Source organism: Streptomyces sp. NRRL WC-3626 (assembly GCF_000718785.1).
GTDB lineage: Bacteria > Actinomycetota > Actinomycetes > Streptomycetales > Streptomycetaceae > Streptomyces > Streptomyces edwardsiae.
In genome coordinates this window covers 1-15,259 of the sequence record NZ_JOCA01000018.1, presented here as the reverse complement: position 1 = coordinate 15,259, position 15,259 = coordinate 1, and the positions used below count along the sequence as shown (strand labels likewise).

The following is a 15,259-nucleotide window of genomic DNA, read 5'->3' as shown; positions in this document are numbered from 1 at the left end:
CGTGACAAGGCCCGACTTTCGGTCACGGGGCCGGGCCTGGAATAGTTCCCCCCGATGTTCGACATCCCTAGACTCCCTGCGATGGGGGAAATTCGGGGGACAACTCAGTGGGGCATGGAGTGCCGGAACTCGTACTGGAATCAAACGGACGGACCTGGACGCTCGATCCGTCCAGGGCCTACACCCTCGGACGTGATCCGCAGGGGGACGTCGTGCTGGACGACGCCAGGGTCTCCTGGCGTCACGCCACGATCAGTTTCAACGGCCGCAGTTGGGTCATCGAGGACCACGGCAGCACGAACGGCACGTTCGCGCAGGGACAGCGGATCCACCACCTGGAGTTCGGCTCCGACACGGCGCTGAACCTGGGCAACGCGACCGACGGGCCGCGCGTGACCCTGTCCGGCGTCGCCGCCGCCGCGCCGCAGGCCCAGCCGCAGCAGCCGTACGCGGCGCAGGGCGCGAACGCCGGCTGGGCCTCACAGCAGCAGGCGCCGCAACAGCAGCAGCCCGGCTGGCAGCAGCCGCAGCAGCCGGCCGCGCAGCAGCCCGCGCCGCACTTCCCGCAGCAGCAGGGTCCCGGCGGTGCCGCGGGGGCGCCGCCGGTCTACGGCGACCGCAGCCCCACCACGTTCCACCAGTTCTCCCTCGGCCGCGTGATGCGCATCGGCCGTGCGCTGGAGAACGACCTGGTCGTCTCCGACCTCCAGGTCTCCCGCAACCACGCCGAGTTCCACTCCACGCCCGACGGCCGCATGGAGATCCGCGACCTCGGCTCGCACAACGGCACGTACGTCAACGGTCTGCCGATCGCCAAGGGCGGCACCCAACTGCTCGGCCCCACCGACATCGTGGGCGTCGGTCACTCGACGTTCCGGATCGTCGGCGACCGGCTCGAGGAGTTCGTCGACACCGGTGAGGTGTCCTTCTCCGCCCGCCATCTGACCGTCACCGTCGACGGCGGCAAGCAGATCCTCAAGGACGTCTCCTTCGGCGTCCCCGAGAAGTCGCTGATCGCGGTCATCGGACCGTCCGGCTCCGGCAAGTCGACCCTGCTCAAGGCGCTCACCGGCTACCGCCCCGCCAACCAGGGCGAGGTCCTCTACGACAACCGGAACCTGTACAAGCAGTTCGCCGAGCTGCGTCAGCGCATCGGTCTGGTCCCGCAGGACGACATCCTGCACAAGGAGCTGACCGTCAAGAAGGCCCTCAAGTACGCGGCCAAGCTCCGCTTCCCCTCCGACACCACGGCCGCCGAGCGCGACGCCCGCATCGACGAGGTGCTGCGCGAGCTCAAGCTGGACATCCACAAGGACAAGAAGGTCACGTCCCTGTCCGGCGGCCAGCGCAAGCGTGTCTCCGTCGCCCTGGAGCTGCTCACCAAGCCGTCGCTGATCTTCCTGGACGAGCCGACCTCCGGTCTCGACCCGGGTATGGACCGCGACGTCATGCAGCTGCTGCGCGGCCTCGCCGACGACGGCCGCACCGTCCTCGTCGTCACCCACTCGGTGGCCGAGCTGGCGATCTGCGACAAGCTGCTGGTGATGGCGCCGGGCGGCTCCGTCGCCTACTTCGGCCCGCCCGAGGAGGCGCTGAACTTCTTCGGCTACGACACCTGGGCCGACGTCTTCTCCGCCTTCGAGAACTACCGCGACTACGACTGGGCGGGCCGCTGGAAGGGCTCGCAGCACTACCAGATGTACGCCGCGGACATCGACGCCGTCGCACCGCAGTCCGTACAGGTCCCGGCGATGCAGGCGATGAAACCGCCGAAGCCGCAGGGCTGGATGTCACAGTTCGTGACCCTGGTGCGCCGCTATGTCTCGGTGATCGTCTCCGACAAGGGCTTCCTCGCCCTGATGGTGATCCTGCCCGCCGTCCTCGGCGCGGTCAGCCTGCTGATCGACGCGGACAAGGGCCTGCTGCCCAACCCGCCCAACCCGCAGACCGGCCGGATCATCCCGAACGGCACCGCGACCACCGTCCTGCTGATCCTCGCGGTCGGCGCGTGCTTCGCGGGCGCCGCGAACTCCGTACGTGAGCTGATCAAGGAACGGGTCATCTACGAGCGGGAGCGCGCCACCGGCCTGTCCCGCTCGGCGTACCTGATGTCCAAGGTGTTCGTGCTCGGCATGATCACCGTGCTGCAGGGGCTCCTGGTCGGCGTGATCGGCTTCTCCAGCCGGGAGATCCCGGAGGAGGGCCTGGTCTTCGGCGGCTTCACACTGCTGGAGCTCTCCGTGCCGATCATGGCGCTGGGCTTCACCTCGATGATGTTCGGCCTGATCATCTCCTCGCTGGTGAAGACGGCGGAGAAGACCATGCCGCTGCTGGTGATGTTCGCGATCATCCAGGTCGTCTTCACCGGCTGTCTGTTCACGCTGCACGGCTCGATCGGCGTCAACCAGTTCTCGTTCCTGATGCCGTCGCGCTGGGCGGTCGCCGCGTCGGGCGCCACGCTCGACTTCAACAGGATCAGCCCGCCGGAGACGGCCGGCGACACCGACCCGCTCTGGGAGCACACGGTCGGGGCGTGGGCCATGGACATGGGAGCGATCATCCTGCTCGGCGTGATCTGCGGCTTCTTCGTGGCCCGCTTCCTGCGCCGGCACGAGCCCGAGGTCATGCGCAAGTAACGAGCGCCGTACCACCCCGAAGGGCGGCACCCTGTCAGGAGGGTGCCGCCCTTCGGCGTCTGTGAGTGCGAGAAGAGGTCCGCGCCGACCTCAGTACGCGCTGTCGACGTTGTCCATGGTGCCGTACTTGTCCGCCGCGTAGTTGCAGGCGGCGGTGATGTTGGAGACCGGGTCGTAGATGTTCTTCGGGGTGCCCGGCACGTGGTACGCCTCGAAGGTGGGCGGGATCACCTGCAGCAGACCCTTGGACGGGATGCCGTTCTGGGCGTTGATGTCCCAGAGGTTGATCGCCCGCGGGTTGCCGGAGGACTCCCGCATGACGTTGCGGTGGATGCCCTCGTAGGAGCCCGGGATGCCGTGCTTCTTCATGATGGACAGGGACTCACGGATCCAGCCGTCCAGGGTGTTCGGGTAGCTCTTGGGAGCCGCCTTCTTCACCTCGGCGCGCTGGGCGGCACGGCTGGCGGACTCCTTGGCCTGTCGGGACTTCTCGGCCTTGGCCTTCGCGGCGGCCTTCTTCTTGGCGGCGGCGGCCTTCACGGCTGCCTGCTTCTTGGCGGTGGCCTCGGCGGCGGCCTGCTTCTTCGCCGCGATCTGCTCGGCCTTCACGTTCGCGCCGGCCAGCTGGTCGGTGACGGTCCCGCGGACGTCCTTGATCTGCTCCGTGCTGTACGCGACCTTCGCGGTCGGAGCGGCGGCCTCGGTCGTGGTGGTCGTGGAGGCGTTGCTCGGGATGGCCGAGAAACCGATGGCGGCCGCACCGAGCGCCGCGACGCCGGCGGCGGCGATCCTGTGGTGACGGGTCAGGGCACGACTGTGGCCACGGGTCAGGATGTGCTTGGACATGCGGATCGGACCTCTTCGAATAGCGCGGAGGCCGCTCGACGTCCGGTGGGGACAGGGTGCTTCCGGCACAAACGCCGCGGGGGATACCCACGGCGCCGAGCGACGCAGCCATTCTTAGCGGCCGCAAAATGGCGGGGCAAAGGTGTGACGTACGAAGCCGGGTAGTGGATCAGGGAGGGTGGAATCGGGGCAGAGTGGACTATCCGCCCCGCTCACATGGTCGGTATGTCTCTCCTATGCCTCTTCGTACGTGATGTGCGCCCTATGCCCGGCCTCACACGGCCCACCCCCCGCTCTCACTGCTGGTTGCTGAAGCAATGCTCTGTGTGAGGGTCTTCGATCACTCCGCCAGCACCAGGTGCACATCCCCGAACTCGTGCCACAGATAGCGCCCGCGCAGCGCCTCCTCGTACCCCCGGCCGATGGCCGCCCGCCCGGCCACCGCCTCCAGCATCAGCAGATGCGAGGCCTCCGGCTCGTGCAGCCCGGTCAGCAGCCCGTCCACCACCCGCACCCCGCGCTCAGGGGTCACCACCAGATCCGTCCACCCCGCGCGGGACCGCACCACACCGTCCGCACCGGCCGCCGACTCCACCGCCCGTACGGCCGTCGTCCCCACCGCGATCACCCGGCCGCCCCCGGCCCGCACCGCCCCGATCAGCCGCGCCGACGCCTCCGGCACCACGAACCGCTCCGGATACGGCGGCTCGTGCGCCTCCGCCGACGCCACCCCCGTATGCAGCGTGACCGGGGCGAACTGCACCCCCCGGCTCACCAGCTCCGCCACCATCCGCGCGGTGAACGGACGCCCCGCGCTCGGCATCTCCGCACTCCCCGCACCGTCCGGCGACGGCAGCGCGAACACCGTCTGGTACGCCGACAACGGCTGGTCCCGCTCCGTGTACGCGTACCGGATGGCCCGCCCGTGCTCCCGCAGCACCCCGAGCACATCCCCCGGGACACGCGCCCACCACAGCCGCTCGCCCCGCGCGCTCAGCGGCTCCTCCAGCACCAGCCGCGCACTCCCGACCAGCCGCACCTCCGTAGACGCGCGTACACCCGCGCGCGCACGCGTGGTGCCGCGGCCGTCCGGATCCCGCAGCTCCACCGCCCAGCGGCCGTCGTCACCGCGCGTGGAGAAGTGCACCACCACACGCGTGTGCCCCACCCACCCCCCGACCGCCGCCGCCAGCGTCGGCGACGTGTTCACCACCAGCAGGTCCCCGGCCCGCAGCAGCCCCGGCAGCTCCACGAAGGCGTGATGCGACACCTCCGTACCCCGTGACACCAGCAGCCGCACCGCGTCCCGCTCCAGCCCGGGGCCCCGCTGCTCCACCGGCACCCGCGCGGACAGCTCCTCCGGCACCTCGACGATCACGGTCATCGCCGCTCCTCCAGCAGCGCCGGCGCCGCGTAGCGGCCGCTCGCCGGCCGCTCGTCCAGCAGCCGCAGGAACGCGGGCACCACACTCGCCGGTGCCGGCCGTGGACCGTCGTCGTCCGGTACGGCCGCCACGTACAGGTCCGTCGCCATGTCCCCGGGGTCGACCGACCACACCCGCAGCCCCGGCTCCTCCTCCGCCAGCACCGCCGCCAGCTGGTCCAGGGCCGCCTTGGACGCCCCGTACCCGCCCCACGTCGGATACGCCTCGGCGGCGGCGTCCGAGCTGACCGCCAGCACCGCCCCGGCGGGCGCCGCCCTGAGCAGCGGCAGCGCCTCCTGGACCAGGCCCAGCGCCGCCACCAGATTCACCTCCAGCGCCCGCCGCAGCCCGTCCAGCGGCAGCTCCTCCAGCGGGACCAGCGGCTCGGCGCCCAGCGCGCTCGCGTTGTGCACCAGCAGATCCACCCCGCCCAGCCGCCACGCCGCCGCCACCAGCTCCGCGCGGTGCGCGGCGTCCGTCACGTCCCCGGGCAGCGCCGTCACCCGCGTGCCGTGCGCCGACAGCGGCCCGGCAGCCTCCGCGAGCGGCACCGGGTCCCGCGCGTCCAGCACCAGATCCCAGCCGCGCTCCGCCAGCGCCAGGGCGAGCGCCTCCCCGAGCCCCTTCGAAGCCCCCGTGATGATCGCAACCGGCATGGCTACCGTCCCCTCGTCCTTCGACGCCGCTTGATCGGCGTGCCCTCAACGTAGGGACGGGCCCGCCGCCGTCGCCTCGGGCCGGGGACGCAGCAGCCGGGGTCCGTTGGGCCTACGTCACCGTCCCCGGGCCCCCGGCCCTACGCCGCCGTCCGGGACCCCGGGACCTCCGGCCTAGGTCCACCGGCCCGCCGCACGTCCGATCCCGCCGTCAGTGCCCGCCGGTACCGTGAGGACATGAGTCACGGCCCCCGGTCCGGCCTCGCCGCGGTGAGTTCCGCGTTGCTGGCCATGAGCAGGCACCTCGAGGTGCGCGACGTCCTCAAGACGATCGTCGCCTCGGCCCGCGAACTCCTCGACGCGCAGTACGCCGCCCTCGGCGTCCCCGACGACCACGGCGGCTTCGCCCAGTTCGTGGTCGACGGCGTCAGCGACGAGGAGTGGAAGGCCATCGGCCCCCTCCCGCGCCAGCACGGCATCCTCGCCGCGATGCTGAACGAGGCCACCCCCCAGCGCCTCGCCGACGTACGCCGCGACCCCCGCTTCGGGGGCTGGCCCGGCGCCCACCCCGATCTGGTCGATTTCCTGGGCCTGCCCATCCGCGACGGCGACGAGGTCATCGGTGCCCTGTTCCTCGCCAACAAGCGGTGCCCCAAGCCCGAGGGCACCTGCGGCTTCACCGAGGACGACGAGGAACTGCTCGGCATCCTCGCCCAGCACGCGGCGATCGCCCTCACCAACGCCCGGCTCTACGAGCGCAGCCGCGAGCTGACCATCGCCGAGGAACGCTCCCGCCTCGCCCACGAGCTCCATGACGCCGTCAGCCAGAAACTCTTCTCCCTGCGGCTCACCGCCCAGGCGGCCGCCCGCCTCGTCGACCGCGACCCGTCCCGCGCCAAGGGCGAGCTCCAGCAGGTCGCCGCCCTGGCCGCCGAGGCCGCCGACGAACTGCGCGCGGCGGTCGTCGAACTGCGCCCCGCGGCCCTCGACGAGGACGGCCTCGTCGCCACGCTCCGCACCCAGATCCAGGTCCTCGACCGTGCCCACACCGCCCGCGTGACCTTCACCGGCCACGGCGTACGCGCCCTGCCCGCCGCCCAGGAGGAGGCGGTGCTCCGCGTCGCCCAGGAGGCCCTGCACAACGCGCTGCGGCACTCCGGCGGCGACCACGTCGACGTCACCCTGGACCGGCGCGGCGGCGGAGCGGTCCTGCGGGTCAGCGACGACGGCGGCGGCTTCGACCCGCGCATCGTGCGCCGCGCGGGCCGCCATCTGGGCCTGGTCTCCATGCGGGACCGGGCGAGCGGGGTCGGCGGCACGCTGACCGTGGAATCGGCGCCCGGCAAGGGCACCACGATCGAGATGGAGGTCCCCGGTGGCTGACGCAATCAAGGTGCTGCTGGTCGACGATCACCAGGTGGTACGCCGGGGACTGCGCACCTTCCTCGAGGTGCAGGACGACATCGAGGTCGTCGGCGAGGCCGCGGACGGCGCCGAGGGAGTCGCCCTGGCGGGGGAACTGGGGCCCGACGTCATCCTCATGGACGTCAAGATGCCCGGCATGGACGGCGTGGACGCGCTGCGCCGGCTCCGCGAACTGGACCACCCCGCGCGTGTGCTCATCGTCACCAGCTTCACCGAGCAGCGCACCGTCGTCCCCGCCCTGCGCGCGGGGGCCGCCGGCTATGTGTACAAGGACGTCGACCCCGACGCGCTCGCCGGAGCCATCCGCTCCGTGCACGCGGGGCACGTGCTGCTGCAGGCGGAGGTGGCCGGTGCGCTGCTCTCCCAGGAGGAGACCGGCACGGGCACGGGACGCGCCGGGTCCCTCACCGACCGGGAGCGCGAAGTGCTCGGGCTGATAGCCGACGGGCGCGCCAACCGGGAGATCGCGCGCGCCCTGGTGCTCTCGGAGAAGACGGTGAAGACGCACGTGTCGAACATCCTGATGAAACTCGACCTGGCGGACCGTACCCAGGCCGCGCTGTGGGCCGTACGGCACGGTCTGACCGGCTGAGTCCGTCCGATCTGAGATTCATACCGTAGGGGGAATGTCCCCCAGGTGGCCGTATCCCTCGTCGGCACCCGTCGTTCTCCAGTGCACGCCGCGGCGCCTGCCGCGGTCATCACCAGGAGGGCATCGGAAAGTGAAGAACCTGAAGAAGGCAGCGGCCGTGACGATGGTGGCCGGCGGTCTGCTCGCCGCCGGTACGGGCATGGCCTCCGCCACCGACGGCAGCCACGCCCACGGCAAGGCCGTCGGTTCCCCGGGCGTCGTCTCCGGCAACCTCGTCCAGGTCCCGGTCGACGTCCCGGTCAACGTCAGCGGCAACAGCGTCAACGTCATCGGCCTCCTCAACCCGGCCTTCGGCAACACCGCCGTCAACCGCTGACACCCCGCGCGAAGCCCTGGCCGCCCACCAGGCGCCCAGGGCCCACCAGCACCCCCCGCAGCCCGCTCTGCCGCGCAGCTGCGACCGGCCCTGCCGCCGTAGCCCGCCGAGCTGCGGGCAGCCGGGCCACTGCAGCCGCGTAGCTGCGGCCAGCCGCACCGCCGTAGCCCGCGTAGCTGCGGGCAGTCGTGCCGCTGGGGCGGCACGGGTGGGCGCAGCGGCACCCCCTCCAGCGGGGCGAGCGCACACCCACCCCCGTCGGGCAGGCACCCGGGGTGAGGGCTGAGCGGGGGGAGGTCGCGCGGCCCGGCGCTTACGGGGTGCCGTCGCGCCCACCCGTGCCGCCCTGCGGCACGCCTGCCCGCGGATTGGCGGATCGGCGGATCGAGGGATCGGCGGATCCGCGGATCGGCGGCCACGCGAGCCGCGCGGCGCAGGTGCGGCACCGCACACCCCGCACCCGCCCCGGAGACCCGGCTCACCCCACCCCCCGCTCCTCCACAACGGAGTTGTACGCGGCCACCTGCGCCCGCCGCCCCGTCCGCTCCACCGGCCGCAACGCCGCAGCCCGCGCGGTCATCTCCGACGCACTCACCGCACCCCCGTGCCCCACACCCCCCGCCAGCGACACCAGCGCCCCCACTCGCTGAGCCAGCTCCAGCACCCGCACCGCCCGAGCCGGATACCCCGGAGCCAACACCCCCCGCCCCCGCGAGGCGGACGCCCGCGCCCGATACGCGTCGATCGCCGACTCCGCCACCGGCCCCGACCCGGCCACATCCAGCCGCGTCAGCACCTCCGTCGCGTCCCGCAACGCCTCCGCCAGCTCCCGCTCGGCCTCCCCGAGCGACGGCACATCCGCCGGCGGCGCCGACCGCACCGGCAGACAGTGCCAGACCACCTCCACACGCACATCACCCGGGGGCCCGGCCTCGGACACCTCCGGCACCAGCCCCCACGCGGCCCCGGAACACACCACCGCCTCCTCCGCCTCCAGCGCCCGCGCGTTGAACTCCGGCGGCCCGCTCAGCCCCAGCGGATGCCCCGGCGCCGGCAGCGCCAGCCGCAGCCCGCTCACCCCCAGCGTCCGCAACCGCCCGAGCGCCAGCGTGAGCCCCACCGGCGCCGGCTCACCCGGCAACCCCTCCACCCGGTGCACCGCGTCCTCCCCGACGATCGCGAGCACGGCGTCATCCGGCGAGACAAGTCCGGCAAGAAGGGCGTTTCCCCAAGCGGCGAGGCGTCCAGAGCGAGGTTCCGAGAGCATCCCCCCACCCTAGACAGACCCCAAGAAGCGGACCGGAGGAATGTCCGGGACGACCAGTGGCGTAGATTTCATGATGGGCTGCGCCCACGGGTGCGGCGGACCGACGCACAGGCGTACGCGACAGCCGAGACCGGCCACACTGCAAGGGGAGACAACGCGCTCATGAGCGATGTTCTGGAGCTTCAGGACGTATCCGTGGTCCGTGAGGGCCGGGCTCTGGTGGACCAGGTCTCCTGGTCGGTGAAGGAGGGCGAGCGCTGGGTCATCCTCGGCCCCAACGGCGCCGGCAAGACCACCCTCCTCAACATTGCCTCCAGCTACGTCTACCCGAGCAAGGGCACCGTCAGCATCCTCGGCGAGACCCTCGGCACCGCCGGCACCGACGTCTTCGAGCTGCGCCCCCGCATCGGCGTGGCCGGCATCGCCATGGCCGACAAGCTCCCCAAGAAGCAGACCGTCCTGCAGACCGTGCTCACCGCCGCCTACGGCATGACCGCCGGCTGGCAGGAGGAGTACGAGGACATCGACGAGCAGCGCGCCCGCGCCTTCCTCGACCGCCTCGGCATGTCCGACTACCTCGAACGCAGGTTCGGCACCCTCTCCGAGGGAGAGCGCAAGCGCACCCTCATCGCCCGCGCCCTGATGACCGACCCCGAGCTGCTGCTCCTCGACGAGCCCGCGGCCGGCCTCGACCTCGGCGGCCGGGAGGACCTCGTACGCCGTCTCGGCCGGCTCGCCCGCGACCCCATCGCCCCCTCCATGATCATGGTCACGCACCACGTCGAGGAGATCGCCCCGGGCTTCACCCACGTCCTGATGATCCGCCAGGGCAAGGTCCTCGCCGCAGGACCGCTGGAGCTCGAACTCACCTCCCGCAACCTCTCCCTCTGCTTCGGCCTCCCGCTCGTCGTCGAGCAGGTCGGCGACCGCTTCACCGCCCAGGGCCTTCCCATCTCCTGAGCCCCTCCCGGCACCCCGCACCCAAGCCCCGGAGCCACAAGGCGCGTTGAAACTGATCGGCGCCCTGTCGGCGACCGGGTGCGCGGTCCTACCATGGCCGGGTGGACATCGACGCATGGCTGTGGTGGCTGATCGGCGCGGCGGTACTCGGCATCGGGCTCGTGATCACCGCGATGCCCGAACTCGGCATGCTCGCGGTGGGCGCCGTCGCCGCGGCAGTGGTCTCCGGCATCTTCGGCGGCGGCGCCGTCGCCCAGGTCGTGGTCTTCGCCGTCGTATCGACCGCGCTCATCGCCGTCGTACGGCCCATCGCGAACAGACACCGCGCCGCGCGGCCCCAACTCGCCACCGGAGTGGACGCCCTGAAAGGAAAACAGGCCGTCGTCCTGGAGCGCGTCGACGGCTCCGGCGGCCGGATCAAGCTGGCCGGCGAGGTCTGGTCGGCACGCGCCCTCGACGCGGGCAACGCCTATGAAGCAGGCCAGGAAGTGGACGTCGTGGACATCGAGGGGGCCACGGCGATCGTCATGTGATCCGGCACGACACAACTGGGGCGAACAACCTCCCAGTTGTACCGATGGTCTGACAGACTCGACCAGCAAGATCTTCAACCGCGAGATCTTCCACAGGCACACGATCTGCCGCAGGCGCCGAGGCTAAGAAGGGTTCGGGGAACCGACGATGGAACCGATCATCATCGTCCTGATCATCCTGGTGGTGTTGGTCTTCATCGCCCTGATCAAGACGATCCAAGTCATCCCACAGGCAAGCGCCGCCATCGTCGAGCGCTTCGGCCGCTACACACGGACACTCAACGCGGGCCTCAACATCGTCGTCCCGTTCATCGACACCATCCGCAACCGCATCGACCTGCGCGAACAGGTCGTACCGTTCCCGCCGCAGCCGGTGATCACCCAGGACAACCTGGTCGTCAACATCGACACCGTCATCTACTACCAGGTGACCGACGCCCGCGCCGCCACCTACGAGGTCGCCAGCTACATCCAGGCCATCGAGCAGCTCACCGTCACCACGCTGCGCAACATCATCGGCGGCATGGACCTGGAGCGCACCCTCACCTCCCGCGAGGAGATCAACGCGGCCCTGCGCGGAGTCCTCGACGAGGCCACCGGCAAGTGGGGCATCCGCGTCAACCGCGTCGAACTCAAGGCCATCGAACCGCCCACCTCCATCCAGGACTCGATGGAAAAGCAGATGCGCGCCGACCGCGACAAGCGCGCCGCGATCCTCCAGGCCGAAGGTGTCCGGCAGTCCGAGATCCTGCGCGCCGAGGGCGAGAAGCAGTCCCAGATCCTGCGCGCCGAGGGTGAGGCCAAGGCGGCGGCCCTGCGCGCCGAGGGCGAGGCCCAGGCGGTCCGTACGGTCTTCGAGGCCATCCACGCCGGAGACCCGGACCAGAAGCTCCTCTCCTACCAGTACCTCCAGATGCTCCCGAAGATCGCCGAGGGCGACGCCAACAAGCTCTGGATCGTCCCCAGCGAGATCGGCGACGCCCTCAAGGGCCTCTCCGGAGCCATGGGCAACTTCGGAGCCATGGCCGGCGGAAACACCCCGACCGCCAACGTCCCCGCCCAGGAACGCCGGGAAAAGCCCTCGATCGACTGACGGAACCTGAAAGCACGGGATGGCCCGCACCCCTCCACGAGCACGGGGGTGCGGGTCACCTGTCAGCAGAGGCTCCCCGCATCCCCCAGGGGCGCGGGGAACTGCGCGACCAGGCACAGACAACCCGCAGCCGGGCGGTGCCCCCACCCCTACGGCGAGGCCGTCACGCCGCATCCAGCGTCAACCACTCGGGCAACGCCTCGAAATCCTCCGCCCCCAACGCCAAAAGCATCGCATCAGCCGGCGTAGGCTCGAACGGCCGCCGCAACAGCGGCATATCCGCCTGCTCAGGCGTCCGATTCGCCTTCCGGTGATTGTCCTCCGCGCACGAGGCCACCGTGTTCAGCCACGTGTCCTGTCCACCGTGCGACCGCGGCACCACGTGGTCCACGGTCGTCGCCCGCCGGCCGCAGTACGCGCACCGGTGCCGGTCCCGCACCAGCACACCCCGCCGCGACCACGGCGCTTGTCTTCGGAACGGCACCCTCACGTAGTGGCAGAGCCTGATCACCCGGGGCGCCGGTATGTCGACCGCGGCCCCACGCATCCGCAGTTCGGGGTGGGCCTGCTCGACGACGGCCTTGTCCTGAAGCACCAGAACGACGGCTCGGTTCAACGTCACCGTCGACAACGGCTCGAAGCTCGCGTTGAGTACCAGCGTGTCCCGCATACCAGCCCACCTCCCGTGTGCACCGGCCCACCCCTCGGCGGGCTGGGATCAACTCTGGCCGGGCACGCCGGGATGGACAACGCAATATCTGCTGCTTCCACGGGAGATGACCCCGCAACCCCCGGCAACAAAAATGCCCGCCCCTGATCAATTCCAAGACCAGGGGCGGGCAAACGTTCCATGAACGCCCGGGGGAGCGCTCGGACCCTCTCAGGACTCCCCGGGCACCTCGTACTCACCGATCAGCTGGGCGCGAGCCAGGGTGTGGAACCGCAGGTTGAAGCCCACTACGGCAGGGGACGCGTCCGCGTCCGGACCGAGCTTCTCCTGGTCCACGGCGTACACCGTGAACACATACCGGTGCGGCCCGTCGCCGGGCGGCGGCGCGGCGCCGCCGAAGTCCCTGCTGCCGTAGTCGTTGCGCGCGTGGACGGCGCCCTGGGGGAGACCCTCGAACGTGCCGCCGCCCGCGCCGACCGGCAGCTCGGTCACCGAGGCCGGGATGTCGAACACCACCCAGTGCCAGAACCCGCTGCCTGTGGGAGCGTCGGGGTCGTAGCAGGTCACGGCGAAGCTCTTGGTCTCCGCCGGGAAACCCTCCCACCGCAGCTGCGGAGAGGTGTTGCCGGCCGCGTGGACCTGAGCGTCCTTGAGCGCCGCCCCGTCCTGCACATCCTCGCTCGACACCGTGAACGACGGCACGGGCGGATGGAAGTCGTGGGGGAGCGGCCGCCGCTTGAGCTCGGTCACCTCGGTACCTCCTGATCGATCGCGTTCAGTGGGAACCGAGCCTAGAACCAGTTGCGCTTGCTGCCGACCTCCGACAGCCACTGGTTGAGATACGCCGTCCAGTCGGTGCCCTGGTAGTCGTGCAGCCCCACCTTGAAGGAGCGGAAGGTGTCGCTGCCCTCACTGAACAGACCCGGCTTCTTGTCCATCTCCAGGATGACGTCCATGGCCTGCTCGTCGGCCACGAAGCTCAGCTCGACCTGGTTCAGCCCGCGGTACTGCTGCGGCGGGAAGAACTCGATCTCCTGGTAGAAGGGCAGCTTCTGCCGCGTGCCCCGGATGTGACCGCGCTCCATGTCCGCGTTCTTGAAGCGGAAGCCCAGCTGGATGAACGCGTCCAGGATCGCCTTCTGCGCCGGCAGCGGGTGCACGTTGACCGGGTCCAGGTCACTGGAGTCCACCGCACGCGCGATCGCCAGCTCGGTGCTGACCCCGATGTTCATCCCGCGCAGCGCCTGCCCGTCGATCATCGTGATCGGCGTCTCCCACGGGATCTCCAGCCCGAACGGCACCGCGTGCACCGCGCCGGCCTGCAGTTCGAAGGCGCCGCCCAGGCTCGACTTCGTGAACTCGATGTCCTGCTTGTACTCCTGGTCGCCGCTCTCCACCTCGACCTTGGCCTGCAGCCCGACCGAGAGTCCCTCGATCTGCTGGTTCACCGACCCGCCCTGGATCCGCACCTCGCCCTGGACGACACCGCCCGGAACGACGTTGACCTCGTGCAGCACCGTCTCCACCGAGGCCCCGCCGGCACCCAGACTCGCCAGCAGCTTCTTGAACGCCATGTCTCTCCCTCTCCAGGGGACCCCCGTGGGCCACACCTGATCCGTCGTCCTGCGTCGAGTCGTCCATCCCGAGTCGTCCGTATGGACGCTGATCCCTAACAACGCGATCCGGCCGTGGCCGGTTCCGCGTCCACACCCTGGCAACCACGGAGCCCGCTGACCACCCCGTGGCACCGACCGTCTCCAGTACCCTCGGACGGCATGATCGCGACCCCCGACCGTACGCCCCTGCCGAGGAAGTTCTTCGACCGCCCCGTCCTCGAGGTCGCCCCCGACCTCCTCGGCCGGATCGTGGTCCGCGACACCCCGGACGGTCCGATCGCCCTCCGCCTGACCGAGGTGGAGGCGTACGACGGCGCGAACGACCCCGGCTCCCACGCCTATCGCGGTCGTACCGCCCGCAATGAGGTGATGTTCGGTGAGCCCGGACACGTGTACGTCTACTTCACCTATGGCATGTGGTTCTGCATGAACCTCGTCTGCGGCCCCGAAGGCAGGGCGAGCGGTGTACTGCTCCGGGCCGGCGAGATCACCGAGGGCGCCGAACTGGCCCGCACCCGCCGGCTCTCGGCCCGCAACGACAAGGAGCTCGCCAAGGGGCCGGCCCGTCTGGCCACGGCACTCGGCGTCGACCGCGAGTTCAACGGCACGGACGCCTGCGCGACCACCGACACCCCGCTACGGGTCCTCACCGGCACCTCGGTGCCCTCCGGCCAGGTGAGCAGCGGCCCACGCACCGGAGTCTCCGGAGAGGGAGCCGTCCACCCCTGGCGCTACTGGGTCACCGACGACCCGACGGTGAGCCCGTACCGGGCCCACGCGCCACGGCGCCGCCGAAGTTGACTCGTTCCTGGAACATGCGTAATGTGGCCCGAGCCGCTTGACCCGGGTACGGCGATCGCCTGCAGCCGGGAGCGGCCACCCACTACCTACGATCCACCCCTCAGCGGGGTCGAATTCGTCATGTCCGCATGCCTGAATTCTGAACCGCGAAGCCCGATTATGAATCGAGCGGGGGAATCGGTTAACGTAGTGAATGTCGAAAGGCCGACAAGCGAAAGCGGACGGCTCGACGGCAGAACCCACCGACTGGGAATCAGGCCCGAAAGGATCTGATAGAGTCGGAAACGCAAGACCGAAGGGAAGCGCCCGGAGGAAAGCCCGAGAGGGTGAGTACAAAGGAAGCGTCCGTTCCTTGAGAACTCAAC

General features: G+C 70.5%; 15 protein-coding genes. 8 read left to right on the top strand and 7 right to left on the bottom strand.

Annotated features, from left to right (window positions below; translation table 11 throughout):
• The first annotated feature begins 119 nt into the window (after positions 1–119).
• Positions 120–2,636 (top strand): FHA domain-containing protein, encoded by a 2,517-nt coding sequence (locus tag IF28_RS0124620; protein WP_030224246.1) that lies wholly within the window; start codon positions 120–122, stop codon positions 2,634–2,636.
• Between the two features lie 90 nt (positions 2,637–2,726).
• Here the strand turns inward: IF28_RS0124620 and IF28_RS0124615 are convergent, their stop codons facing one another.
• The 3 genes from IF28_RS0124615 to IF28_RS0124605 form a co-directional block, all read right to left on the bottom strand.
• Positions 2,727–3,482, bottom strand: coding sequence for a transglycosylase SLT domain-containing protein (locus tag IF28_RS0124615; RefSeq protein WP_030224244.1), 756 nt, complete (start codon positions 3,480–3,482; stop codon positions 2,727–2,729).
• Positions 3,483–3,822: 340 nt separating this feature from the next.
• Positions 3,823–4,866: an S-adenosylmethionine:tRNA ribosyltransferase-isomerase gene (locus IF28_RS0124610; RefSeq protein ID WP_030224243.1), complete on the bottom strand. Its 1,044-nt coding sequence runs from the start codon at positions 4,864–4,866 to the stop codon at positions 3,823–3,825.
• Positions 4,863–5,561 (bottom strand): SDR family NAD(P)-dependent oxidoreductase, encoded by a 699-nt coding sequence (locus IF28_RS0124605; protein ID WP_030224241.1) that lies wholly within the window; start codon positions 5,559–5,561, stop codon positions 4,863–4,865. The genes IF28_RS0124610 and IF28_RS0124605 overlap by 4 nt, the downstream gene beginning before the upstream one ends.
• Before the next feature lie 237 nt (positions 5,562–5,798).
• On the opposite strand from IF28_RS0124605, the gene IF28_RS0124600 reads away from it, so the two are divergent.
• The 3 genes from IF28_RS0124600 to IF28_RS0124590 all read left to right on the top strand — a co-directional run bounded on the left by IF28_RS0124600 (position 5,799) and on the right by IF28_RS0124590 (position 7,954).
• Complete coding sequence (locus tag IF28_RS0124600; RefSeq protein WP_030224239.1) at positions 5,799–6,944, top strand: GAF domain-containing sensor histidine kinase; 1,146 nt, start codon at positions 5,799–5,801, stop codon at positions 6,942–6,944.
• Positions 6,937–7,578, top strand: coding sequence for a response regulator (locus IF28_RS0124595; protein WP_030224236.1), 642 nt, complete (start codon positions 6,937–6,939; stop codon positions 7,576–7,578). The genes IF28_RS0124600 and IF28_RS0124595 overlap by 8 nt, the downstream gene beginning before the upstream one ends.
• A gap of 130 nt (positions 7,579–7,708) precedes the next feature.
• Complete coding sequence (locus IF28_RS0124590) at positions 7,709–7,954, top strand: chaplin (protein ID WP_030224233.1); 246 nt, start codon at positions 7,709–7,711, stop codon at positions 7,952–7,954.
• A 478-nt stretch (positions 7,955–8,432) separates the two neighbouring features.
• On the opposite strand, the gene IF28_RS0124585 is transcribed toward IF28_RS0124590, so the two are convergent.
• Entirely contained in the window at positions 8,433–9,221 is a 789-nt protein-coding gene (locus tag IF28_RS0124585; RefSeq protein WP_030224230.1) for a hypothetical protein, read from the bottom strand.
• A 162-nt stretch (positions 9,222–9,383) separates the two neighbouring features.
• On the opposite strand from IF28_RS0124585, the gene IF28_RS0124580 reads away from it, so the two are divergent.
• The 3 genes from IF28_RS0124580 (at position 9,384) to IF28_RS0124570 (ending at position 11,807) form a co-directional block, all read left to right on the top strand.
• Positions 9,384–10,181, top strand: coding sequence for an ABC transporter ATP-binding protein (locus IF28_RS0124580; RefSeq protein WP_030224228.1), 798 nt, complete (start codon positions 9,384–9,386; stop codon positions 10,179–10,181).
• A gap of 101 nt (positions 10,182–10,282) precedes the next feature.
• The gene (locus IF28_RS0124575) at positions 10,283–10,714 is read left to right on the top strand and encodes an NfeD family protein (RefSeq protein ID WP_030224225.1); all 432 of its coding nucleotides are present in this window, start codon (positions 10,283–10,285) and stop codon (positions 10,712–10,714) included.
• A gap of 148 nt (positions 10,715–10,862) precedes the next feature.
• Positions 10,863–11,807: an SPFH domain-containing protein gene (locus tag IF28_RS0124570; RefSeq protein WP_030224222.1), complete on the top strand. Its 945-nt coding sequence runs from the start codon at positions 10,863–10,865 to the stop codon at positions 11,805–11,807.
• Between the two features lie 163 nt (positions 11,808–11,970).
• On the opposite strand, the gene IF28_RS0124565 is transcribed toward IF28_RS0124570, so the two are convergent.
• The 3 genes from IF28_RS0124565 to IF28_RS0124555 form a co-directional block, all read right to left on the bottom strand.
• Positions 11,971–12,477 (bottom strand): HNH endonuclease, encoded by a 507-nt coding sequence (locus IF28_RS0124565; protein WP_030224218.1) that lies wholly within the window; start codon positions 12,475–12,477, stop codon positions 11,971–11,973.
• A gap of 210 nt (positions 12,478–12,687) precedes the next feature.
• The gene (locus IF28_RS0124560) at positions 12,688–13,227 is read right to left on the bottom strand and encodes a YbhB/YbcL family Raf kinase inhibitor-like protein (protein WP_030224216.1); all 540 of its coding nucleotides are present in this window, start codon (positions 13,225–13,227) and stop codon (positions 12,688–12,690) included.
• 41 nt (positions 13,228–13,268) lie between these two features.
• Positions 13,269–14,051, bottom strand: a complete 783-nt coding sequence (locus IF28_RS0124555; RefSeq protein ID WP_030224214.1) for a sporulation protein — start codon at positions 14,049–14,051, stop codon at positions 13,269–13,271.
• 201 nt (positions 14,052–14,252) lie between these two features.
• Between IF28_RS0124555 and IF28_RS0124550 the strand changes: the two genes are divergently transcribed.
• Entirely contained in the window at positions 14,253–14,894 is a 642-nt protein-coding gene (locus IF28_RS0124550; RefSeq protein WP_030224210.1) for a DNA-3-methyladenine glycosylase, read from the top strand.
• Positions 14,895–15,259 lie beyond the last annotated feature (365 nt).